Annotated in this window: 23 protein-coding genes; 20 read left to right on the plus strand and 3 right to left on the minus strand. The window is 43.0% G+C overall.

Annotated elements, in window-relative coordinates; translation table 11 throughout:
- The first annotated feature begins 243 nt into the window (after nt 1–243).
- The 8 genes from LC20001_RS02020 (at nt 244) to LC20001_RS02055 (ending at nt 9,533) form a co-directional block, all read left to right on the plus strand.
- Nucleotides 244–1,638 (plus strand): Na+/H+ antiporter NhaC family protein, encoded by a 1,395-nt coding sequence (locus LC20001_RS02020; RefSeq protein WP_010011503.1) that lies wholly within the window; start codon nt 244–246, stop codon nt 1,636–1,638.
- 80 nt (nt 1,639–1,718) lie between these two features.
- Nucleotides 1,719–2,282 (plus strand): NUDIX hydrolase, encoded by a 564-nt coding sequence (locus tag LC20001_RS02025; RefSeq protein ID WP_056943290.1) that lies wholly within the window; start codon nt 1,719–1,721, stop codon nt 2,280–2,282.
- 115 nt (nt 2,283–2,397) lie between these two features.
- Nucleotides 2,398–3,057: a nitroreductase family protein gene (locus tag LC20001_RS02030; RefSeq protein ID WP_010011508.1), complete on the plus strand. Its 660-nt coding sequence runs from the start codon at nt 2,398–2,400 to the stop codon at nt 3,055–3,057.
- A gap of 411 nt (nt 3,058–3,468) precedes the next feature.
- Nucleotides 3,469–4,293: a MetQ/NlpA family ABC transporter substrate-binding protein gene (locus LC20001_RS02035; protein ID WP_056943289.1), complete on the plus strand. Its 825-nt coding sequence runs from the start codon at nt 3,469–3,471 to the stop codon at nt 4,291–4,293.
- A gap of 96 nt (nt 4,294–4,389) precedes the next feature.
- Nucleotides 4,390–5,598 (plus strand): M20/M25/M40 family metallo-hydrolase, encoded by a 1,209-nt coding sequence (locus tag LC20001_RS02040; RefSeq protein WP_235804454.1) that lies wholly within the window; start codon nt 4,390–4,392, stop codon nt 5,596–5,598.
- Between the two features lie 26 nt (nt 5,599–5,624).
- The gene (locus LC20001_RS02045; protein WP_010011511.1) at nt 5,625–6,770 is read left to right on the plus strand and encodes an ArgE/DapE family deacylase; all 1,146 of its coding nucleotides are present in this window, start codon (nt 5,625–5,627) and stop codon (nt 6,768–6,770) included.
- Nucleotides 6,771–6,915: 145 nt separating this feature from the next.
- Nucleotides 6,916–7,467, plus strand: coding sequence for a sugar O-acetyltransferase (locus LC20001_RS02050; protein ID WP_003679769.1), 552 nt, complete (start codon nt 6,916–6,918; stop codon nt 7,465–7,467).
- Nucleotides 7,468–7,832: 365 nt separating this feature from the next.
- The gene (locus LC20001_RS02055) at nt 7,833–9,533 is read left to right on the plus strand and encodes a BCCT family transporter (protein WP_003679766.1); all 1,701 of its coding nucleotides are present in this window, start codon (nt 7,833–7,835) and stop codon (nt 9,531–9,533) included.
- Between the two features lie 251 nt (nt 9,534–9,784).
- Here LC20001_RS02055 and LC20001_RS02060 read toward each other — a convergent pair whose 3' ends face one another.
- Together LC20001_RS02060 and LC20001_RS02065 are read right to left on the minus strand one after the other, a co-directional pair.
- Nucleotides 9,785–10,162, minus strand: coding sequence for a YbaN family protein (locus tag LC20001_RS02060; protein WP_035457526.1), 378 nt, complete (start codon nt 10,160–10,162; stop codon nt 9,785–9,787).
- A gap of 39 nt (nt 10,163–10,201) precedes the next feature.
- Complete coding sequence (locus tag LC20001_RS02065) at nt 10,202–11,515, minus strand: hemolysin family protein (protein WP_003679762.1); 1,314 nt, start codon at nt 11,513–11,515, stop codon at nt 10,202–10,204.
- 271 nt (nt 11,516–11,786) lie between these two features.
- On the opposite strand from LC20001_RS02065, the gene LC20001_RS14360 reads away from it, so the two are divergent.
- On the plus strand, nt 11,787–11,948 hold the full coding sequence (locus tag LC20001_RS14360) for a hypothetical protein (protein WP_010011514.1): 162 nt from the start codon (nt 11,787–11,789) through the stop codon (nt 11,946–11,948).
- A 121-nt stretch (nt 11,949–12,069) separates the two neighbouring features.
- On the opposite strand, the gene LC20001_RS02070 is transcribed toward LC20001_RS14360, so the two are convergent.
- Nucleotides 12,070–12,510, minus strand: a complete 441-nt coding sequence (locus tag LC20001_RS02070) for an Hsp20/alpha crystallin family protein (protein WP_003679760.1) — start codon at nt 12,508–12,510, stop codon at nt 12,070–12,072.
- Between the two features lie 381 nt (nt 12,511–12,891).
- On the opposite strand from LC20001_RS02070, the gene LC20001_RS02075 reads away from it, so the two are divergent.
- The 11 genes from LC20001_RS02075 (at nt 12,892) to LC20001_RS02125 (ending at nt 23,950) form a co-directional block, all read left to right on the plus strand.
- Nucleotides 12,892–14,058 carry a betaine/proline/choline family ABC transporter ATP-binding protein gene (locus tag LC20001_RS02075; RefSeq protein WP_003679758.1) on the plus strand — a complete coding sequence of 389 codons (1,167 nt, stop codon included), beginning with the start codon at nt 12,892–12,894 and terminating at the stop codon, nt 14,056–14,058.
- Complete coding sequence (locus LC20001_RS02080; protein WP_003679756.1) at nt 14,055–14,690, plus strand: ABC transporter permease; 636 nt, start codon at nt 14,055–14,057, stop codon at nt 14,688–14,690. Before LC20001_RS02075 ends, LC20001_RS02080 begins: the two co-directional genes overlap by 4 nt.
- Nucleotides 14,690–15,619 (plus strand): osmoprotectant ABC transporter substrate-binding protein, encoded by a 930-nt coding sequence (locus LC20001_RS02085; RefSeq protein WP_010011515.1) that lies wholly within the window; start codon nt 14,690–14,692, stop codon nt 15,617–15,619. Before LC20001_RS02080 ends, LC20001_RS02085 begins: the two co-directional genes overlap by 1 nt.
- Nucleotides 15,619–16,287 carry an ABC transporter permease gene (locus LC20001_RS02090; RefSeq protein WP_003679752.1) on the plus strand — a complete coding sequence of 223 codons (669 nt, stop codon included), beginning with the start codon at nt 15,619–15,621 and terminating at the stop codon, nt 16,285–16,287. The genes LC20001_RS02085 and LC20001_RS02090 overlap by 1 nt, the downstream gene beginning before the upstream one ends.
- 778 nt (nt 16,288–17,065) lie before the next feature.
- Nucleotides 17,066–18,448 carry a group II intron reverse transcriptase/maturase gene (ltrA, locus tag LC20001_RS02095; protein WP_099235711.1) on the plus strand — a complete coding sequence of 461 codons (1,383 nt, stop codon included), beginning with the start codon at nt 17,066–17,068 and terminating at the stop codon, nt 18,446–18,448.
- Between the two features lie 376 nt (nt 18,449–18,824).
- The gene (locus LC20001_RS02100) at nt 18,825–19,364 is read left to right on the plus strand and encodes a DNA-3-methyladenine glycosylase I (RefSeq protein WP_010011516.1); all 540 of its coding nucleotides are present in this window, start codon (nt 18,825–18,827) and stop codon (nt 19,362–19,364) included.
- 200 nt (nt 19,365–19,564) lie between these two features.
- On the plus strand, nt 19,565–20,275 hold the full coding sequence (gene pxpB / locus LC20001_RS02105) for a 5-oxoprolinase subunit PxpB (RefSeq protein WP_010011517.1): 711 nt from the start codon (nt 19,565–19,567) through the stop codon (nt 20,273–20,275).
- Between the two features lie 11 nt (nt 20,276–20,286).
- Nucleotides 20,287–21,291 carry a 5-oxoprolinase subunit C family protein gene (locus LC20001_RS02110; protein WP_010011519.1) on the plus strand — a complete coding sequence of 335 codons (1,005 nt, stop codon included), beginning with the start codon at nt 20,287–20,289 and terminating at the stop codon, nt 21,289–21,291.
- A 31-nt stretch (nt 21,292–21,322) separates the two neighbouring features.
- Nucleotides 21,323–21,733, plus strand: a complete 411-nt coding sequence (locus tag LC20001_RS02115) for an acetyl-CoA carboxylase biotin carboxyl carrier protein (RefSeq protein WP_010011520.1) — start codon at nt 21,323–21,325, stop codon at nt 21,731–21,733.
- 16 nt (nt 21,734–21,749) lie between these two features.
- A complete protein-coding gene (locus LC20001_RS02120) occupies nt 21,750–23,063 on the plus strand; it encodes an acetyl-CoA carboxylase biotin carboxylase subunit (RefSeq protein ID WP_010011521.1) in 1,314 nt (437 codons plus the stop codon).
- 137 nt (nt 23,064–23,200) lie between these two features.
- A complete protein-coding gene (locus tag LC20001_RS02125) occupies nt 23,201–23,950 on the plus strand; it encodes a LamB/YcsF family protein (RefSeq protein ID WP_029508041.1) in 750 nt (249 codons plus the stop codon).
- Nucleotides 23,951–23,954: the final 4 nt, after the last annotated feature.

The following is a 23,954-nucleotide window of genomic DNA, read 5'->3' on the forward strand; positions in this document are numbered from 1 at the left end:
AGTGGAGTTTTATACTCAATTTGGGTGGTACCACGGCGTTTGTCGTCCCTGTTGCAATTTTGCAGCAGGGACTTTTTTTATACTTTTTTAGAATCGGGGGAAATGAGATGCAACAACATTGTGGGGGTAAAGCACGTTATCGCAGCTGTTAAGGGTCTATTTGATGATAAAGTTGATCAGTTGTAAAGCAGCTTGATCTTAGCATTAAGGCACCATAATAGTGAATACGAGGAGCGCATGAATATGCAGAATAAAATGAAAAAATTAGGTTTTACTGAAGCATTAATTGTTTTGATCATTGTGTTAGCGGTCATGGGGATCGGTGTGATCGGTTTTGGCTTATCACCGCAAGTACCCGTTATGCTGGCAATGAGTTTAGTGATGGTATGGGCAAAATGGCGTCATTCTGATTGGGCAACGGTTAATGTTGGTATCGCTGAAGGTATCGAAAAAGGAATCATTCCAATTTTTATTTTTATCTTGATTGGGGCTATGATCAGTACCTGGATCGCGGCTGGGACCATTCCTACGTTAATGGTTGTTGGCTTTAAATTGATCAGTGTACGTTGGTTCTTACCTTCCGTTTTTATTGTTTGTGCGTTAGTCGGTGCGGCTGTTGGGAGTGCATTTACAGTTGTGTCGACAGTTGGTTTGGCCTTTTTCGGTATGGGGATGACGATGAATTTGAACCCAGCCATGGTGGCAGGGGCGATTATTTCCGGTGGTATTATGGGCGATAAATTATCGCCATTATCAGAGACCAATAATTTAGCGGCAGCCGTCGTTGATATTGATTTATTCACTCATATGCGTAATTTATACTGGTCGATCGTACCAGCCGGTGGTATTACGTTGGTTATTTTTAGCTTCCTTGGCCGTACTAGCAATGGCGCTAGCTTGAGTCAAATTCAGCGTACGGTTAGTATTTTAAATCATAATTTTTCGATTTCAATTTGGGCATTGTTGCCAATTATTCTCGTTTTTGCTTGCGCAGGCTTAAAAATTCCTGCGATACCAACGATGCTGTTGAATGTTTTTGTGACGACTGGCTTATTGTTGGTTGAGCAGCCACGTTTAGGTTTGAATCATTTGGCAACGATTATCACCGATGGCTTTGTGGCCCATACTGGTAATGCGGGGGTCGATAAATTATTATCCCGCGGTGGTATCGTCAGTATGATGCCAACCGTTGCTCTGATCGTGTTAACTTTGTCATTAGGTGGTTTGCTAGTGAAATTTGGGTTGATCGAAGCAGTAATGACGCCGATCGCACAGCATTTAAATAATAGTGGCAAATTGATCTTAGCCGGTTTGGTGGCTTGTATTGGCGTTAATTTATTTGTTGGTGAACAATTTTTATCAATTATCTTACCAGGACGAGCGTTTAAGCAGGCATTTAACCAAGGTGGGTTAAGTGATGAGGCGCTTGGTCGTGTACTGGAAGATGGCGGTACGGTGATCAATTACTTAGTACCGTGGGGTGTTGGTGGTGTTTTCCTGGCTAACACATTAGGTGTGCCAACGATCGAGTACTTACCCTTTGTTTTCTTCAGTTTGCTTTGTCCAGTGATGTCATTGTTAAGCGGTTTTGCTGGTGTTGGTTTACAACATTTAAAAGCTCCTGCTAAATCGTTATAATAGAAATTAAGGCTGCCGTAGGCTTAAATGCTGGCAGCTTTTTTGATGACAAATTTATGTAGTGGGAAAGGTTGATCATTATGTTAAATTTTGTAAATGCCGGGCGGCCTGGGAAAGTACAGACGGAGAATCAGCGTTATCATGGTTATATTTTTGACTTTGTGCAGCGCCAGATCAAAACGCCCGATCATATGGTGGTAACGCGTGATGTTATTTTGCATCGCCCGGCGGTGGCAATTTTGGCTTTAACTGCAGATCAACAAGTGGTTGTAAATAGCGAATATCGGGCGGGGGTTAACCAGGAAAGCATTGCCTTGCCTGCCGGTTTACTAAATGAAAACGAAGATGCGTTGACCGCAGCACCACGGGAATTAAGTGAAGAAACGGGTTACGTGGCCCATGATTTAAAAGTATTGACCACGGTCGCTTCATCAGAGGGCTTTACTGATGAGCGGGTAACCTTGGTGTTGGCTCACATTGATGCAACTGAACGGGTAGCCACGCATTTTGATGCGGATGAATTTGTTAATAGTCAATTAGTTCCCTTGTCAGAGCTGGTTACCTTAGTCAAAAATGGCACTGTTCAGTCGGCCCAAACCGTGGCGGCAGTTGGTTATTATTTAGCCTTTTGTCAGAACGACTAGTTTTTAACAACCGTTTGGTTTAATTATGCCGAAGAAACGCCTATACTGATAAATGTAAGCGGTGTTAAAAATGTTTACAGTATAATTTCTGATATAGAAAGGATCAGCGGTCAATATGGCAACAACAATGCAAACACACGTCAATAATGATTTTAAAGATATTATGGCGAATCGGCAGTCGATTCGTAATTTCGATCCTAGCGTTAAAATTGATCATACTGAGATGACCACGATGATCAATGAAGCGATTACTGCACCTTCTGCCTGCAATTTACAAGCATGGCACTTTGTCGTCGTTGATACACCAGCGGGTAAGGATAAGTTACGTTCATTTTTCATGAAATTTAATACGCCACAACTGGACACTAGTTCTGCAATGGTCATGATTTTTGGTGACACGTTGGCTTACAAGTCATATCGTGATTTATGGAACAAAGCATATGAAAATAAGCAGATCACTGCTGAAAAGCGGGATGAAGTTTTCAAAACTTTCCTACCTTTGTATGAAAATGCGTCAACAGATATGTTAAAAGCTGATGCAACGGTGGATAGTGCATTAGCCGCGATGCAGTTTATGTTAGTAGCGCGGGCCCATGGTTACGAAACCAATCCAATCGCTGGTTACGATGCGTCTAAAGCGGCTGCTGCTTTAGGCTTAGATGAAAAACGTTATGTGCCAGTAATGGCAATTGCAATCGGTAAGCCAGCACCAGACGATAAAGATGAAGTGAAATCCGTTCGTTATACCGCTGAGCAAGTAACACAGTTTGAATAATTTTACTTATGGTAAGCGACTGTGATTAGTTTTAATCAATTTGACAAATTAAAATTTTATTAATATAATAGCTTCAACTTAAGTCTAGATAAATGTTTGAGATGAGTAGAAGACAAAACTTGGCAGCGAGTTCGTGGTTGGTGTGAACGAATGAAGTCGTGTTTTCGAATATGGGCTCCTTAGTAAAGTGTCGGTAAGGGTCAATTCTAAGCCGTCAACGGGGTTGCATCCGTTATCTGTGCAGAGTTTTGTCATTAGCCGTGGCAGAACTTACTGAGGTGTCTTTTGCGAAGAAGGCATAAGCTAAGGTGGCAACACGGTAAAAACCGTCCTTTTAATTCTTGAAAATAGAATTATGAGGACGGTTTTTTTGTTTCAGCAATTATTTAGTTAATATTGGAGGAATTAGTCATGATTAAACATAAACGATTAGTTTTACTGATCGGTTTAGCAGTTGCAGCATTTATTTTCGTATTTGGTGGCGCAATCGTACCCGCACACGCTGCTAAAACAGTCACAATTGGGATTAATGGTAGTGATCACCGGCAATGGAATCCGGCAGAAAAAACTTTGGCGAAGGAAGGTATCAAATTAAAATTTGTGACTTTCAGCGATTACAATCAGCCGAATACTGCTTTAGTCAACGGTGATGTCGATTTAAATGCTTTCCAAACAAAATACTTTTTCGATGATTGGAAAAAAACGCATAAGGCTAAATTAAGTGCCATTGGCAAAACCGTGATCGCACCACTTGCATTATATTCCAGCAAACACACCAAAGTTAGCCAGATCAAAAAAGGTGACACGATCATCATTGCCAATGACGTTACTGATGAAGGTCGTGCGCTGACCCTTTTACAAAATGCTGGCTTGATCAAAATCAAAAATAAGACGTTACCAACGGTTCATGATATTACGCAAAATAAGCTGAATTTGAAAATCAAAGAAGTTGATGCGTCACAAACAGCGCATTCTTTAGGCGATGTTTCCGCGGCGGTGATCAATAGTGGGGTTGCGACCGATGCTAAATTGAACCATAAGGATGCACTGTACACGGAACAAATCAATAAGAAATCGAAGCCGTATATCAATATTATTGCCGCCAGAACTGAAGATAAAAATAACAAGACTTACAAAAAAGTCGTTCAAGCTTTCCAACAAGAAGCAACGAAAAAAGCCATCCAGAAGATCTTTAAAGGCGCTGAGACCGCTGCTTGGGATATTAAGCTGAAGTAATTTTTTAGGGGGTCATTGTATGGGTAAACAACAAAATATTGCGACTTATCAAGCTAAGTTGGCGCGGTCCGTGTTTTTGACGAGCATAAATTTCCGCTGGTCTTTGCTGATTTTCCTGCAGCGACGCCGGCGGCTAATGCAACAACAGTACTATTTTATAATCATTATGATGTTCAGCCAGCGGAGCCGCTTGCGTTATGGCGGACTGATCCGTGGACGTTGACTAAGCAAGACGGTAAATTTTTTGGACGGGGAATCGCGGACTGTAAAGGTGATCTGTTTGTTCGTTTAACGGCGTTGAAAAATTATTTAGACGAATACGGTCAGCCCCCAGTGCATATCAAGTTCTTGGTCGAAGGGGCTGAGGAGATTGCCAGCCAAGGCTTAGATGATTATTTCAAACAACATAGTGAACTGTTTCAAAGCGACTTGATCATCTGGGAGTCAGGGACTAAAAATGAACGTGGTCAGTTGCGGATCACCGGTGGGAATAAAGGTATCAGCTGTTTTGAAATTTCTGCTGACTCTGCCAGTCGCAATCTACACTCATCTAATTCTGCCATTATTGATGGTGCGTTGTGGCATTTGATCGATGGCATTTCTAGCTTGCATCAGCACGGCAAAATTAGTGTAGCCGGTTTTTATGATAATATCACCGCACCCACATTACGGGCTAAAAATTTAGCCCATAAAATGTATTTTTCGTCGGCCAAATTAAGCAAACTGTATCAGCTGCAGTACCCATTTTTACAGGGTGACAATGAAGAAAAAATTAAGGAAGCTTATCTATTTGCCCCAAGTTTTAATATCGAGGGTATTAGTGGTGGTTACGAAGGCGCCAGTGTCAAAACCGTTTTGCCCGCGCACGGTGGGGCTAAGTTTGACATGCGGCTAGTGCCTGGTCAAGACCCCGCTGATGTTGCCGATAAAGTCGCCACTCAGCTGTACAACAACGGTTTTGGCGACCTTAAAGTAGATTACACAATGGGCGTTACCGCTTATCGTTCCGACATGGACGCACCACTGATCAAAGAATTGATTGCCACGGCGCAAACGGTCTATGGCGGCACCGACAGTGTCGAAGTATTGCCAACTTCTGCTGGGACAGGACCTTCATATAATTTTAATCATTATTTACATGCGCCGATCGCGGCAATCGGTATCGGTAATCCCAATTCTGGCGCCCATGCCCCAAATGAAAATGTAACGGAAGCTGACTATCTCAGCGGCATCGAAGTGATCACGCAGTTTTTCGCTAATTTAAGTGCGCATACGCGGGCTGATGACCATTCAATCACGGCCTAAGTATTTTTTTAATAGGAAGGTTTACTATGGAACGAGCAGAGAAAATTAAGATCTTGCAACAATTGATCCAGATCAATTCAGTTAATGGTAATGAACGAGTGATTGCTAATTATTTGCAACAACTTTTTAAAGCACATGGAATCACATCTGTGGAATTGATTCCCTTCAATGGTGCGACAGAGCGTTGTAGCATCATTGCTGAAATTGGTGAGCGCACGACGGATAAAGTGTTGGCGTTAGCTGGGCATTTAGATACAGTTGCAGTAGGCAATCGCGCTAGTTGGCAATTCGATCCGTTTAGTGGCCAACTGAGTGCTGATTCAATTTATGGTCGTGGTGCTGCAGATATGAAATCTGGCTTGGCTGCGATGGTGATCGCTATGATTGAAATCAAGGAAAGCGGCGTGAAGTTAAATGGCCGATTACGTTTTATCGGTACGGCCAGTGAAGAACTAGGTGCGCGTGGTGCCGTCGAGCTGACGCAGCAAGGGCGGATCGATGATGTGACCGCCATGGTGGTTGGTGAACCAACTAGTGGCGATATTGTGTTCGCGCATAGTGGGCAATTTAATTATACGGTGACGGCTTACGGAAAAAGCGCGCACAGTTCGTTACCGGATAAAGGTATTAACGCGATCTATCATTTAAATGACTTTATTAATGCTGAGCGGACGGCGTTTACTGATGTGCCTAAAAGTAAGCTATTAGGCGCTTTGGTACATAGTATTACGGTGATCAAAGGTGGCGAGCAGATCAATAGTATTCCTGATCAGGCGTATCTACAAGGTAATATTCGCCCGATCCCTGAGTTCGATACCCAGCAAGTTCTTGAGCGATTACAGCAGATCATCGTCAAATTAAATCAGCGTCCCCAAGTAAAACTTGAATTAACGGTTAGAGATCGGTTTGAAGCGATTGCGAATGACCCTGATTCACCGTTTGTCAATTTAGTTCAGGCTGCCCGGACCGCGGCGTTTGGGACGCCAGCACAAAAGTTGATCATTCATGGTGCAACGGATGCCTCGGCTTATGTTGCTGCTAATGATTGCCCGATGTTACTACTAGGCGCTGGTAATTGGCATGATGCGCATCAGATCAATGAGTCGGTGGCGGTTGCTAATTATCTCAATGTATTGGCAACTTATGAAAATATTATCCGCCAATATTTATAAAATAGTTGCTTGGCCACAGTGTATTATTTGCACGGTGGCTTTTTCTATAACATTGGTTATTTTTGTTAGGTTAGCCGCTACAATCACTGGGCATTTTTCTGCTAACCTAAACATTTAGTTGGAAGTATGGTAAGGTGTATATATGATGAAAAAAACAGAGCGAGAAAAAATGACTGCCGGCGAAGCTTATCAGCAGTTCGACCCAGAATTGATCGAACGGCGGAAACTAATTCGTCAGCAGCTAAAAGAAATCAACCAAATTGTCGATAATGAAGAACGTAATCAGCGGTTTAAGGCGTTATTAGCGGATGCCGGGGATGACTTTTTCGTCGAAAGTGAATTTAAGTTTGATTATGGGTTTAACATTCACATTGGCGATCATTTCTATGGTAATTACGATATGACGTTTTTGGACACTTGCCCGATCACCATTGGTAGTCATTGCTACTTTGGCCCGAATGTTGGCTTGTATACGCCAGTTCATCCACTGGATGCGGCGCAGCGTGATGCTGATGTTGAGCTAGGCAAGCCGATCACCATTGGTAATAGTTGCTGGTTTGGTGGTCGTGTGACAGTACTGCCAGGCGTTACTTTAGGTAACGAAGTTGTGGTTGGTGCTGGCTCTGTAGTGACAAAATCTTTTCCAGATAAGGTCGTGATCGCCGGTAATCCAGCGCGTATTATCAAACAGCTTTAACGGAAACGTGTTGAAAAAGCATGTTTTTCCGCTTAGCTACGCTTGTCAAATAGTCCACTGCGTGAATTATTCGCCAAGCTAAGCTAATGCTCAAAACATGAACGCTTTTTTTAACACTCTGTAGAAGGTCACGAATTCCTTGCGCTCATTTTAAATGAGTAATCTTAATTTCAAAAAATAGAAAGAAGGCAATACTGCGACTGAAACTCACCTAGAACGGGGGCAACCTCGCGTGGCACTATATGTACCGGTGATCAAGGATGAATCCGGGAATTAACGACTGGGGACTGGGAGCGCGTGGTTAAATGACTAAGTGCCATTTAACCACATTAATGAAGCCATAGTTATTGGTCAATTTTTTACCAATGGCACCAGGACGAATCAGTAATTTTCCTCTAGGGCACGTCGGTTGTGGACGTGTTTTCAGGTGCAGGTTTATAATTTTAAAAGCAAAACAAATTGATCGAACCGTTTTTGTTCCAACCGTGAGTCTTTTCGTGTTGATGTCGGCGGCGTTATTACTTGGTGGGCATTCACTGCAGCACTGGTTGGCGTCATTAATGACTGGTATTACGACTAACATGGGTTGGCTTTTCTTCGGTGTGTATCTCTTGAACTTCGCTTTTTTTGTTTATTTAGCTAGCAGTCATTTTGGCAATATCCGTCTTGGCAAAGCAACTGACAAACCAAAGTACAATAATTTTCAATGGGGTAGTATGGTTTTTGCCACGGCGATCGATGCTAGTATTTTAATGTTAAGTATGGTTGATCCATTACGGGCGGTAGCTCATCCAGCGTTTAATGTGAAGCCATTTTCCCATGCGGCTTACTTTGATGCCAGCATGTTTGGTCAGTTTGACTGGGGACCAATGGCATGGATGATGTTTGCTTCAGCGACAATTGCGATCGGCTATGCCATGTACAATAAACATCGTCAGGTCCAACGTTTAAGCGAGGCAATCACCTTACTTGATGGCCAACAAGGCTACAAAAAAGTATTACGTACTTTTGTTGATTTCCTAGTTGTTGTCGGCATTATGGGTGGGATCGGTTCATCAGTTGGTCTAGAAATTCCTATTTTAGCAACCGTGGTTCACAGTTTTACTGGGGTACCAGATAACTTCATGTTGAAATTAGTCTTATTTGCGATTTTATTTGTACTCTTCGCGGTGACTGTTTTTGCCGGCTTAGAAGGCGGTATCGACCGCTTAAGTGCCGCGCATATTTGGACCGCGGTCGGCTTTTTGGTCTTTGTTTTATTGTTGGGACCAACTAAGTTATTAGGCCAATTAGAACTTGGTAATTTAGGTCATTTGATCACGCGCTTTATCCCATTAAGTACTGGTTTGGTAGGTAAAGGGGCAGTCACGACGAATGCCAACACGATTTTCTATTGGGGTTGGTGGTTGTCATACATGCCATTTACTGGTTTGTTCATCGCGCGCATTTCTAAAGGGCGGACGATTCGCCAAATCATTGTCGGTATGTTATTGTTCGGTGCTTTAGGTTGTATGAGTTTTTACGCTATTTTAGGTGGTTATTCATTATACCTGCAGCATAGTGGGATCGTTAATCTAGTTCAAATATTGAATACGCAAGGTCAAGCGGCAGTTATTGCTCGTGTTTTGAGTACTTTGCCATTTAAAGTTGCCGTTTTGATATTCTATGCATTATCCTGCTTCATTTTCTTAGCCACAACGATTTCTTCATCGGCATTTATCGTCTCCTCATTGACCAGCTTGAAATTAAAAGCAGGCCAAGACCCTAGTCGCTTTAACCGGATGATCTGGGTCGGCGTGTTCATTCTCTTTTCCATGGGGATCGTCGTTGTCGGTGGTTTTAAAACCGTGCAGACGATCTGTACACTGGCTGGTTTACCGTTGATCTTTGTTTGTGTATTACTACTGGGCTCGATCGTACAGATGGTTCGTGCCGATCAAACCGTTTACGCTACCAAGCGGACACGGGCTGGTTTGGAACACGATGCCGAAGTACAAGTACAGCAATTGCGTAAAAAACAACAGCGTAAAGCACAACATAGTGGTTTAGCGCCAGTACGTTATTAATAATTAAAAGTTGAAAAGCATCCGCACATTTTTGTGGGGTGCTTTTTTTGTTTAGGAATATCGTACTGTAGCCCATTTTGCTAACTGATTGGTGCCGGTATAACAGTTGAGAATATCGTGATACTATGAAGATCGCGCTGATGATCAATTTCGGATTAGGTTTAACTCAGGTCGTTAATTTTAAGCAGATTTTAATCGTGTAAAAAAATAGTTACCCGCAGGCAACTATTATAAATTAAAAATAAGATTGATCACTTTTCGGATTTTGTTGTCGGGCGTTTTTTCAAGTACCAGCTTAAGCCGACGACTAAGCTGAAATAGATAACACCAAGTAAAATACGGATCAGATGATGTTCGATAAGTAGTGCTGAGATAAGAAAAACGAGCCCCATCATGCCAAACATCCGCCATTTACTGCGTGGCGACATTCGTTTTTCTAGAAAAGGGGTCACGTACCTTTGATAAGCCGGCAGCTTGATCAATTTGGCGTTCAATTTTGGTGAGCTACGATACCAAAAGAAACCAGTTAACAGATAAAATACCGTTGTCGGTAATAAAGGAAGAACGATTCCCAATGTACCAAGGGCAAAAGTGATCGTACCGAGGAACAGATAAGCATATTTTTTCATATGGATAACCGACCTTTTCGTTTATTAGCGGTGTTTGCATTATTCGTCATTTGCTTCTGGCGTGCGTAAAACGTTGACCCAAGTGATGTGCTGATTATCACCAACTTCAGCGACGGTCAGAGTGAATGGTTCTACGACCAATTGTTCATGCAAAGTGATCGTCGGTTGTTTTTCTAGTAAATAACCGGACAAGGTCACCGCATTGCTTGATTCAAAGGTGGGCATTCTAGTTTTAAAAGCAACCTCAAAATCACTTAATGTAATTTTACCATTGACGCGGTAGCTGCCGTCCGCCTGTTTTTGTACGTAATCCTTATCGCGATCGTTTTCATCCTGAATATCACCTAATAGTTCTTCATTGATGTCTTCATCGGTGATGATCCCAGCGGTACCACCGTATTCATCGGTTACCAACGCAAACGGTGATTTAGTGCGAACCATCATGCGGTAAATTTCGTTGATCAACATATTTTCGGGGACACGGGCAATTGGGCGAATCAGTTCTTGGACAGAGACGGTGGCGTCAACGGCATTTTGTTTAGCTAAGTCATAGGCGTAAACGTAACCACGGACTTGGTCCCGATTTTGTTCAACCATTACTGGAAAACGGGTCAAGCCGGTTTCTAGGTAATGTTGGTAAGCCGTTGCGACGTCATCTTGATCGCTAATAAAGCTGGCTGATGTTCGGTCGACCATCACATCTTTAGCAGCACGATCATTGAAATCAAAGCCGCGCGAGATAAAGGTGGCATCATCGGGATCAATGGTGCCGCCACGAACGGCTTCACGTGTGATTCCGAGAATTTCTGCTTGGGTGAAAATATCTTCGCTTTCAGTCGCGACGGTGTAGCCTAATAATTTAAGGACGATTGCGGCCGATAAGTTCATGAACCAAACCAGTGGAAAGGCAATTTTTTGAAAGCCGCTTACTGGACGAGTAATCAATAGCGCGATTTTATTGGGGCGGTCGATTGCCATTGATTTAGGCACCAATTCGGTTAGTACAACTTCTAAATAAGTTAGGATGATCACACTAGCAGTGGATAGTAGCCAATTTTCTGGCAATGTCACACCGAATTGGGCGAATAATAAAATGATCGTTTCTGACAGTGTGCTTTCCCCAATTGCCCCCATTAAGATCCCGGTAAAGGTGATTGCAACTTGGGTTGTAGATAATGTATCATTCAGCTTTTCCAGCAAGTTTAAGGTGACTTTAGCAGTACGGTTACCGTCACTAATTAAGCCTTTTAAGTAGGATGGCCGGACTTTAAGCACAGAGAACTCGGCCGCAACGAAAATTGCGGCGATAAAGCCGACCACGACGATGATCAGCCAATCAATTAATAATCCCATGCAAATTCCTCCAATAAATTAGGTTGTATTTAGTCTTAGTTTAGCGGATTCTACGGTTTTGCGCTACTTATCTAAATTAGCGCGCATTTACAGTACATTGCGGCTAGATTAAACGGAAGAATTAACGTGTCCCACTAAAGTCGTAGATGAAAATCGTTAATAAGCGCGATTCTATTTTCTTAATTTTTAGTTAAGCTAAATAAAGCAGCTCAAACAGAGACGGTTTCAATGGACCGGCAGAGGAACTAAGTTTATGTGAGGAGGTAGCAAAATGCGATTTCTAAAGCGGTTTGACTTTTGGTTGGCAATTATTTTTGCAGGTTTATTTATCAGTTGTTTGCCACGTAATGTTGAGGAGATCCATTGGCTTAGCCTAATGTTGACCGCGTCGGGTGCACTGTTAGCAAGTATTAGTGCCGCGCGAGAATTATGAACTACATAACGATAGTGGTGGCTATCTTTTTTAATTCTTTTCATAAAAAAAGCACCCGTTAACTTAGCGGGTGCTTAGAAAAGCTGTTACAAAAATGTTTATTCATTAAGAGAGAGCCAGATTACTGAATTTCAATCTGATGTTTTGTAGCTTCAGCAGATTTTGGTAGCGTGATCGTTAATACACCATCGTTGTATTTAGCTGTGATCTTAGCTTGGTCAACGTTAGGCAACTGGTATTGCCGTGAGAATTGACCATAACGCCGTTCACGATGGACTAATTGATCATTTTCATCGCGTTCATCGGTATTTTGTTCATTTTTAGCACTAACGGTGAGAATATTATTTTGATAATCAATTTTAAGATCTTTTTTGTCGACGCCCGGTAAATCGATGGTTGCGGTATAGGCTTGATCACTTTCTTTGATGTCTGTCCGCATTGCGTCATTAAAGGTCAAGTCGGAAAAATCGTCGTCGAAGAAGCTATGCGCTAACCGATTGAAGAAGCGACCTGCACCAAAATCCATTAAGTCATTGTGCCGATTCATTAAATCATTTGCCATAACGAAAGCCTCCAATAGTTTTTGTTTTGTATTTGTAGGTCTTTGATTACCTTACAAATTCTATTATAGTCAAAGATGGTCAAAATTCCAGTAATTAGCACTCGAAATCTTAGAGTGCTAATTTGTAATTGGATTTTAGTTCTGGGATAATGGTTATATACGAATAGTGATGCCAGATGTGATTTTAAATATTCGGAATAAGGTAGAATTGTGGCCGTTTTGGTATAGCTGCGGGGGTTAGTGCTAATTCTGAATGATAATGCACAGATCAGTTGGACGCACAAAATAGGTATGCAGCGACATACTTTTTTGCAATTACTTAAAAAGTATGTTTACCATATAAGAGACAGTTTGTAGATTTTCAAAGAAGGTGATGAGCAAATGGTACTATTAAAAATGTCGCATCTGAATAAGATTTATGGCGGCACTAAGGCAGTTGACGACTTTAACTTAGAAATTGAAAAGGGCGAGTTTATTTGTTTTATCGGAACATCCGGTTCAGGCAAAACAACAACTATGCGTATGATCAATCGGATGCTTCATCAAACCTCAGGAACGATTGAAATCAATGGTGAAGATATTTCTAAAATGGATCCAGTAAAATTACGGCGTAAAATCGGTTATGTGATTCAAAATATTGGTCTGATGCCACATATGACGATTCGCGATAACATTACGTTGGTACCTAGATTGCTTAAATGGTCCGAAGAAAAGCGTAATGAAAAGGCTAAGGAAATGATCAAATTAGTCGAATTACCAGAGGACTATTTAGATCGTTATCCAGCTGAATTATCTGGTGGACAACAGCAGCGGATCGGTGTTGTTCGGGCGTTAGCAGCGGATCAGGATATTATTTTAATGGATGAACCTTTTGGTGCGCTGGATCCAATTACCCGTGAATCATTACAGGATCTAGTTAAAGATTTACAGGAGCGCTTAGGCAAAACGTTTATTTTTGTGACCCATGATATGGATGAAGCGCTGACTTTGGCGACACGAATCGTGATCATGTCTCATGGTAAACAGGTGCAAGTGGATACGCCGGATAATATTTTGCGGCACCCGGCAAATGAATTCGTTGAAAGCTTGATTGGCCAAGAACGACTGATTCAAGCTCGGCCAAGTATTACAACCGTTGGTCAAGTAGCTACTAAGGCCGTTTCTGCGCGTGAATCACAGACCTTAAAGGAAGCGCTAGGTGAAATGCATACCAAGCGTGTTGATACTTTGTTGGTAACTGATGATGCTGGCGTTTTACGCGGCTTTGTGGGTATTGAGCAGATCAACCAGTTTTACGGAACTGGTAAAAAAATCGGCGATATTATGGATAAAAATATTTTCTACGTTAAGGAAGATTCAGTTATTCGTGATACGGTTGAGCGGATCTTGAAGCGCGGTTTTAAAAACGTGCCGGTGATCGATCATGATCATCATTTGGTTGGCATCGTGACTCGGGCGACGCTGGTAGATATGGTTTATGATGCCCTTTGGGGTGAATCAGACAAACCAGAAAAGTCGGATGATACCGAGGTAGGTGATCAAGCGTGATCGCATTCTTCCAAGAATTTGGTGGCCAGTTGCTTTTTAAAACTTGGCAGCATATTTATATCTCAGCGATTGCTCTCTTTTTAGGCGTAATCGTGGCGATTCCATTAGGTGTACTCTTAACCCGGTATAAAAAAATTGCTGGCTTCACGATTGGCTTAGCCAGCGTGCTCCAAACGGTGCCGGCAATGGCACTATTAGCGATGATGATCCCGTTATTCGGGATCGGTGCGTTGCCAGCAATCGTAGCGTTGTTCATTTACTCACTATTGCCGATTTTGCGTAATACTTATTTAGGCATGGAAAACGTTGATCCAACTTTACGTGATGCGGCTAAAGGGATGGGGATGAGTAACCTACAGTCGATTTTACAAGTCGAATTAAGAATGGCCGCGCCAGTGATCATGGCCGGTGTGCGTTTGTCAGCAACTTATGTGATTGCTTGGACAGCGTTGGCCTCATATATTGGCGCCGGCGGTTTAGGTGACTTTATCTTTAATGGTTTGAATCTGTATCGTCCTGATTTAATTTTGGGTGGTTCGATTCCTGTTATTATTTTAGCGTTGATCGTTGATTTCTTGCTTGGTCGGCTGGAATTGTTACTCACGCCACGAACAAAACAGGAGGGAAAATAATGCGTAAATCTAAGCTTTTTAAATTGACGCTACTCTTTCTGTCGTTGGTTACGGTGCTATCTGGTTGTGGCTTTCCTGGTTTAAACAGTAGCAGCGATGATACGGTTAAAATAGCGGCGCAAAATACGACTGAACAACAGATCATGGCGGCAATGTTGCAGCAGATGATCGAACATTATTCTAATTTGAATACCACGGTGATCAGTAATCTAGGTTCAGGGACAGTCAGCTTTCAGGCCCAAAAGCGTGGTGATGCTGATCTGACCGCGATTCGTTACAATGGGACTGATTTTCAAACGATATTGAATAAATCTGGTGAAACTGACCCTGAAAAAGTCGATCAGCTAGTTCGTAAAGCGTTCAAAGATAAATACCACATGACTTATTTTCCAAGCTATGGTTTTGCTGACACCTATCAATTTATGGTGACGCAGAAATATGCTAAGGCGCACAATTTGAATACAGTCAGTGATTTGAAAAAAATTGCCCCTAGTATGCGGGTAGGGATCGATCAAATCTGGATGAACCGTCAAGGCGACGGCTATGCTGACTTCCAGAAACGCTATGGCTTTAGCTTTGGTCGTGTATATCCAATGCAAATTGGTTTGGTCTATAACGCCTTGGCTAGCGGCAAAATGGACGCTGTATTAGGTTATTCAACTGATGGTCGGATTGGTAGTTATAATTTAAAATTGTTAAAAGATAATTTGAATTATTTTCCACCATACAATGCCAGTGTAGTTGTGAATGATTCAGCACTTAAACGGCATCCACAATTGAAATCAATTTTACATCGGTTAGACGGTAAAATTCCGTTGAAAACCATGCAGAGTTTGAATTATAAGGTTGATAATAACTTGCAGGAGCCATCAGTAGTCGCTAAACAATTTTTGCAACAGCACCATTATTTTGAAGGGAGTGACGATTGATGCAAAGCATGAATATTGTAGAACAACTTTTCTATTATTTCGCCCACAACGGCATGTACGTGCTGGAACAGTTTGATCGTCATTTCTTGATCTCAATTTATGGTGTCTTGTTAGCGGCGATTGTCGGTATTCCCATTGGTATTTTTATTGCTCGCTACCGAAAACTGAGTAACTGGGTGATCGGCATTGCTAACGTGATCCAAACGATTCCTTCCTTGGCGATGTTGTCGATCATTATGCTGGGCTTAGGCTTAGGTGTAAATACCGTTATTGTGACGGTATTCTTCTATGCCTTGTTGCCGATCATTAAAAATACCTACACCGGCATGGTTAATGTTAATCGTGATGTATTAGATGCTGGTAAAGGGATGGGCATGACTCGTTTTCAAGTGTTGCGTATGATCGAGTTACCCCTGTCACTATCGGTGATTATGGCTGGTTTACGTAATGCGTTAGTGCTTGCAATTGGGATCACTGCCATTGGTTCATTTGTTGGCTCCGGCGGTTTAGGTGATATTATTATCCGTGGGACTAATGCGACTAATGGTGGTGCAATTATTTTAGCGGGGGCCTTACCAACCGCTTTAATGGCGATCATTGCTGATTTGGTGCTTGGATTCTTTGAAAAACGCTTTGATCCTAGCACGCGAAAAACTGATCAAGGCTAAGTGAGTGTAATCGCTTGCAAATATAGCTATAACCTGCTATATTTAAATTAAGGAAGACGAGGAGACTAATTAGGAATGACGAGTCAGTCATTACCGTAGAGACGCCAGCGTGAGAATTGCGTAGAAAAACAATCAGCGCTGTGCTAAGTTAGTCAAGCAAATAGGATAACGAATCGTATCGTGCTACGTGAAAGGTAGTGTAACGGCGCTGATCGCGGGATCAGGTTATCACGAAAGCTATAGTGATCGTGTCGGATCACTGAAAATTGGTCTCGGAAGTTGTCTTCCGCTAGTATCGATCCGCAGGCTGCATCAAGGTCTGCGGTTTTTTGGTGCGCCCGGCATGGGCGTCAACTAGGTGGTGAAAGTCCACTGCGGGCCGTAGTAGTCGGAACCGCTAGCCAAAGGCAAGGCCTTTATCGTGAGGTGAAGACTGAAGGAAGCCTGATGAGCAAAGTACTGCACCGATGAACAAGAAGCAGCTATAAGGCCGGAAGTAACTGGATAAGGTGGCCAAACACACTGAAGTCCGATACTACCCGAAGTTACGACAGTAAAGCTGACGGTGACATGGTACGAAAGTTGACGTTCTTACCCGGGGAGACCTGTACACACAATCCTAATTTTCTTAGGGAATACCCAAATGACAAGGAAATATGAGTTCAAAGCAAGTCAGAAATGGCTGGTTAAGTGTACAGGAGTCAGCCGAGGTCATAGTAGTGGGTAACCATGAAGGACCAAACAATAATAACTCATATTGCGACTGGAAGTGAAGACGATGCGAAAATCGCAGAAAACAGAACAAGCTGACCGCCAGCGGATGATAGGTCTGGAAGACCAAAGACAAACTGGGGCGCGTAGTATCGCCTCCGGTGAAGGAGAAAAGATGAGTGGCACTCAGTTTCAAGCATTAGTTTTGGCCCGCAACAACCTGAATTTGGCTTATCAACGTGTGGTCAGGAACAAAGGGGCGGCCGGAGTTGACGGTATGACCGTTGATGAATTGAAACCGTACCTGAAAGTACATCGCGAAGAATTACTCGCAGAATTGGCCAATGGGACTTATAAACCGGCACCAGTCAAGCAAGTCTCAATTCCAAAGCCCAACGGTGGAACGCGTAAGCTTGGCATTCCGACCGTGATCGACCGGCTAGTCCAGCAGGCCGTGGCCCAGGTCCTTTCGCCGATATATGAACAGATCTTCGCCAACAATAGTTTTGGTTTTCGACCCCAACGCAGTGCACATGACGCAGTTCAACAGGTCGTTCAGCTAGATAATGCGGGTGATCACTATGTGGTTGATCTGGATTTGAAGGCCTACTTCGATACGGTTAATCATGACATGCTTATGAAGTTTCTCAAGCAGCGAATTAGTGACCGCTGGATACTACGGCTCATTCGCCGTTTTCTGACTAGTGGCACCATGAATGGGCAATTGTTTGAACGCAGTGAGAAAGGCACACCGCAAGGCGGGCCGATCTCGCCACTGTTAGCGAATATTTATCTCAACGAATTCGACCAAGAACTAGCTAGGCGCGGTCATGAATTTGTCCGTTACGCCGATGACTGCAATATCTTTGTTAAAAGTCCACGCGCGGGCCAACGAGTCCTCGCTAGTGTGACTCGTTTTCTCGAGCATGAGTTAAAACTCACGCTCAATCAGGAAAAGACACAAGTGGTCGCCACCAACAGAATGAAGTTCTTAGGGTTTACGTTGGGCCACACTAAAGGCAGGGCTTTTCCCTATCCGGTGTGGTCAGCGAAGCAGCGAGTTAAACAAGCATTGAGGCGGCTGACTAAGCGTAATCGTGGTGTATCCGAAGACCAAATAATGGCAGAGATTCGTCAAAAGATGCGCGGTTGGTTGCAGTATTACAGCTTGGGTAGAATGAAGCGGTTCATCACGGAATTAGATGCGTGGCTGCGGTCACGTATTCGCCAGTACATTTGGAAACAATGGAAGAAAGCCAAAACTAGAGAGAACAACTTGAGCGGATTAGGATTTACGAAAGATGAAGCTAAGCTATCCGCTAACACGCGTAAAGGGTACTGGCGGACAGCGCATAGTAAAACGCTGTGCCGTACCCTAACTAACAAAGAGCTGGAACGTCGTGGACTCATTAACTTGAGTCAGACGCTCCAGCAAATTCAGAGTGCTTAAATTATTGAACCGCCGTATACGGAACCGTACGTACGGTGGTGTGAGAGGACGGTAACTTACAATTACCTCCTACTCGATTTGCTATTTTTTCGTAGCACAAAGTAGCTTGAGCAGAGATAGTTGAATTTATTAATTAACCTTAATTGTGGAATAGGGCCATGTTTCTTGCGGCAAGCATTTTGCCACAAGAATGGACACCGACTGTAGCATCAAAATTATTAGCGTACTTAGCTAATAATTAACCTTAATTGTGGAATAGGGCCATGTTTCTTGCGGCAAGCATTTTGCCACAAGAATGGACACCGACTGTAACATCAAAATTATTAGCGTACTTGGCTGATAATTAACCTTAATTGTGGAATAGGAAGTATCGAGGATGCATAAGAACGATCAAACTGAGTGGACGGGTAATGGGGCACATGAATATTCAGCTTATTTTGGAACGGTGACCCATGATGACCATATTTTATTCGAATTATTGACGGTTGGCGTGTTTCAGGTTGGCTTGAGTTGGCAAGCTGCGGCAAGTAAATTGCCGATTTATCGGCGCGATTTTGCGGGGATGGTGATCAATGTAGTTGCTGGATTTAGTGAAGCGGATATTGAGCGAATCGCGGCTGACTCAGATATGATCCGCAATCCGCGCAAAATTAAGGCAACCATCACTAATGCTCGGGCAATTATCGGGGTTCAGCGCGAGTTTGGTAGTTTTGCTAATTATTTGTGGCAATTTGTCGATAACGTGCCCCTACTGATCACTTATGTTGATCGTGATGAAGTGGATAATCATTCGCCGCTAGCAAGTAAGGTGGCGCAAGATATGAAAAAACGCGGTTTCAAATTTGTAGGGCCGGTGGTAACCCATATGTTTATGAAAGCAGCCGGAATTATTCAGGATGAGATTTTGGATCGTTAAGTCATACCAATTTTCTAAGCGACTGGCAATGTTTGCCAGCCGCTTTTTTAGTTGCTCCAAATGTTATAAAATCTATCATATGCTAACTGGTACAGCTGATTAATAGCTTTAAAATTAAAAATAGATTTGATTATAAAGACAATTTTAATTATAATCTAATTTATAGTAAATGGTTTAGTCATTTGAGGAGGCTTTGTTGTTTGTTACCTTATGATTTAATTCCAGCTAGTGATCAAGCATTGAATGTGACTTTTGCTAATAAAATTGATCCGCAGATCAACTTAATCATTAGTCGGCTGGCAACCAAATTGAAAGAATGTCCAGAAGTTACGGCTTTATTACCGGCCTTTCGGACATTGACTATTTTTTACCAACCCTTAGTAACCAGCCTAGACCAGCTTAAAACTTTAGTTACAAGGACTATTGATAACTTAGATTTAAAACAAGTGGGACAGACACGAATAATTCATATTCCCGTTTGTTATACGCCGGAACTTGGTCCCGACTTGCAACGAGTCGCTGAACATGCGCATTTAAGTGTTGCCGATTTGATTCAGCGTCATACGCAACCTAATTATCTAATTTATATGTTAGGCTTTCTACCTGGATTTGCGTATTTAGGCGGTCTAGATCCACATTTAGCGATGTCACGTTTGGCGACGCCCCGCACAAAAATTGCGGCTGGTTCAGTTGGTATCGCTGGTCAGCAGACAGGAATGTACCCAGTTGTTTCTCCAGGTGGCTGGCAGCTGATTGGGCGTACACCAATCAAGTTATTTGATCCACAACGTGAGCAGCCACTATTTTATCAAGCAGGGGACTATATCCATTTTGATAAAATTGATCGGGCTAGCTTTGATCAGATTGCTGCGGCACCAGATGACTATCGAATTCAGATCACGCAAGGATAGGTGAGTAAGTAATGTCAATAACAGTTCTGGATGGTGGATTGTTCACGACGGTTCAAGATGCTGGACGCACCAGTCAACAAGCGAGTGGTTTTGGTGTCTCAGGTGTAATGGATCCGTGGATGTTTCGTTTAGCCAATTTACTGGTGAATAATTCGACAGATGCTGCTGTTTTAGAAATAACCAGTGTGGGACCAACGCTGCAATTTAATCAAGATTGTATTGTTGCTTTGACTGGTGCTACTGGTATAGCGACGTTAGATGGTCAGCCATTTCCGTTCTATCAAGCACGTTTGATTTTATCTGGCCAACAACTGGCCATCAAGCAGTTAATAAATGGTACACGCAGTTATTTAGCAGTCGTTGGTGGTTTTCAAGTACCTATGGTGATGGGTAGCAGGGCGACGAGTACGCGTTATCGACTCGGCGGTTTTCGTGGTCGTGCCTTACAAACGGGGGATGTTTTACCAGTGGTGCGCCATGCGGCTTATGTGCCTAATTATGGTAGTCGTCACTTACCAAGTACGACTTATTCACAAACGCAGGTTTCAATTCGCGTGACTCCCGGACCACAGTTTGACCAATTTGATCAGCAGACGCAGCGTGTTTTTGCAAAAATGACATTTACCATCAGCGATGCAGCTGATCGAATGGGCTATCGCTTGTCCGGTGCACCTTTAAAAGTGGCACAGACTGGTAATTTATTGTCGGAAGGCACTTTTTTTGGTGGTATTCAGGTACCGCAAGATGGCGCGCCGATTATTTTGCTGGCGGATCGACAAACAACTGGTGGTTATCCAGTGATTGCAGTAATTGCTAGCGTTGATCTACCGCTGATTGCACAAGCCCGACCAGGGATGACCGTTAACTTTAAGCTGATTTCAATTACTGCGGCCCAACAACTGCTTAAAGCGCAACAAGAGAAATTGGCCGATTTAGAACGACAAGTTCAGCAGCTAAGCGAGCGAGATTTAAGCCCACGCTTAGCTGCTACACGAATTGCACGTTTATTTAAATAATGATTGCGACAAGATAGAAGTTTAGAGAGGAATGATCGTATTGGATTTGGCAGAGATCAAGGCTTTAATGGATCACATGGCAGCCAGCAATTTAACTGATTTTGTTTATCAAGATGGACAAACAACTTTGAAATTAGCTAAAAAGTCTAATTTGCCTGCAGCAACTTCATCAGTTGATGTGCGACCAGTAGCAGCGACAACGCAAAGCAAAAAAGTACTGAAAGCTCCCTTAGTTGGGGTTTTCTATACTTCAGCAGCGCCAGATGAGCCCCCATTTGTAAAAGTAGGTGATGTAGTTACCGTCGGGCAAACGGTTGGTGTTATTGAAGCGATGAAAATGATGCATGAAGTGAAGGCGGAACAAGCAGGCAAGGTCACGCAAGTATTGATTGGTAATGAACAACGAGTGGGCTTTGACGATCCTTTGTTTGAATTAGATTAGTTGGGAGCGTGAGACTGTGAAAAAAGTATTGATTGCTAATCGCGGTGAGATTGCAGTCCGTATTATTCGTGCTTGTCGTGAACTTAATATTGCTACTGTGGCGATTTATTCAACAGCTGATAAGAAAGCGCTACACGTGCAGCTAGCTGATGAGGCGATTTGTGTTGGCCCAGCTGACCCACAAAAAAGTTATTTGAACATCGACAATATTGTTGCTGCGGCGACAACGATGGCGGCTGATGCAGTTCATCCCGGATATGGTTTTTTATCGGAAAATGCTGAATTTGCTCAGCGTTGCGAGGAACAGGGATTAGTTTTTATTGGTCCCTCGGCCAAAGTAATTGCGCAAATGGGTGATAAGGCAGCGGCACGTGAGCTAATGCAAGCTGCTGGTGTTCCAGTTATTCCTGGTGGTCGACAAGGATTTACCAATCAAAAAGTCGGTGCCAAGGTGGCTGCTGATATTGGTTATCCAGTTATGCTAAAAGCTGCAGCTGGCGGCGGTGGTAAGGGAATGCGTGTTGTCATGGCGGCAAAGCAATTTGGTCATGAGTTTCAGTTGGCACAAAGCGAAGCAGAAAAATCTTTTGCCAATGGTGAAATGTATCTTGAAAAGTTTATTGCACACCCCCGACATATTGAAGTGCAGATCATGGGTGATACTTATGGCAACGTACTGACATTAGGTGAACGTGACTGTTCTCTACAACAGAATCATCAAAAAATGGTTGAAGAGGCACCTAGTGATGTGCTGGATGCCGCGACACGCAAACAGATGTTAGCAACTTCGGTCACTGCAGCAAAAGCGATTCATTACGTTGGTGCTGGAACAATTGAATTTCTGTACGCTGGTCCCGGTCAGTTTTATTTTATGGAGATGAATACACGGGTTCAAGTTGAGCATCCGATCACTGAACTGATCACCAAAGAAGATATTGTTGCCTGGCAATTAAAGATTGCGTCGGATCAAGCATTACCAACTGTTACGCCAGCAATCAATGGTCATGCAGTAGAATGTCGTGTTAATGCACAAACTCCTGGTGTGATCACTGGGTTGCATTTGCCTGGTGGTAATGGTGTGCGAGTCGATACTGCATTATATCAGGGTTATGCTGTGCCACCAGATTACGACGCGCTGATCGCCAAGATAATTGTGTATGCTGCCGATCGGACAACTGCCATCGCTAAAATGCGCGCAGCAATCGACGAAACGGTGATCAGCGGAATCCAGACCAATTTAGACTTTTTAACTGAGTTATTAGCTGCGCCAGATTATTTGGCCGATAACGTTAATATTACTTTTATTGATGATTTTGTAGCGGCGCACTAGATCGGGACTTGATTTACGATACTGATCAAGAAGTTAGCGTTTTTGACTTTTAGGTGGATCATTATTGAAATAGCCGGCTTTCATTAGGTGTATTTGGTTAATAATGACATTAATCGTTTAGTAGAAAGAAGCGTAAAATAGTGAAAATTGATTTAAATTGTGATCTTGGCGAAAGTTTTGGTCGTTATACTTTAGGCTTAGATGCAGAAGTTTTACCGTACGTTACCTCGGCCAATATTGCTTGTGGTTTTCATGCTGGTGATCCAACGGTTATGGCAGCAACGGTCGCATTGGCTGAAAAAAATCAGGTGGCGCTTGGCGCCCATCCTGGCTTGCCGGATCTGGTTGGTTTTGGGCGGCGCAAGATGCAGATCACACCGGCGCAAGCACAAGCTGATGTTCAATATCAAGTAGGTGCTTTAGCGGCTTTTAGCAAAAATGGTAAATTACATCATGTTAAACCACATGGTGCACTATATAATATGGCAGCACAAGATTATGAACTCGCGCGGGGCATTTGTTTAGGGATTAAGGCCGTCGATCCAACCTTGATTTTGGTCGGTTTGGCGAATAGCCAATTGATCAAGGCAGCGCAAGACGTTGAGCTACCTTACGCACAGGAAGTGTTTGCTGATCGCAATTATTTAGCAGATGGTAGTCTGGTTCCACGCTCACAACCCAACGCACTGATAACGGATGAGCAAACCGCGGTCGATCGTACGGTCAAAATGATTCAAACACAAAGTGTAACGGCGATTGATGGTCAGCAAGTGGCGTTGAAGCCGGATACGGTTTGTGTACACGGTGATGGTGCCAAAGCAGTTGCGTTTGTGCAGAAAATTCATGCGGCTTTATTGGCAGCTGACATTGAAGTGACTGCGCTATAAGTAG

It is taken from the genome of Loigolactobacillus coryniformis subsp. coryniformis KCTC 3167 = DSM 20001 (assembly GCF_002706425.1).
Taxonomy (GTDB): domain Bacteria; phylum Bacillota; class Bacilli; order Lactobacillales; family Lactobacillaceae; genus Loigolactobacillus; species Loigolactobacillus coryniformis.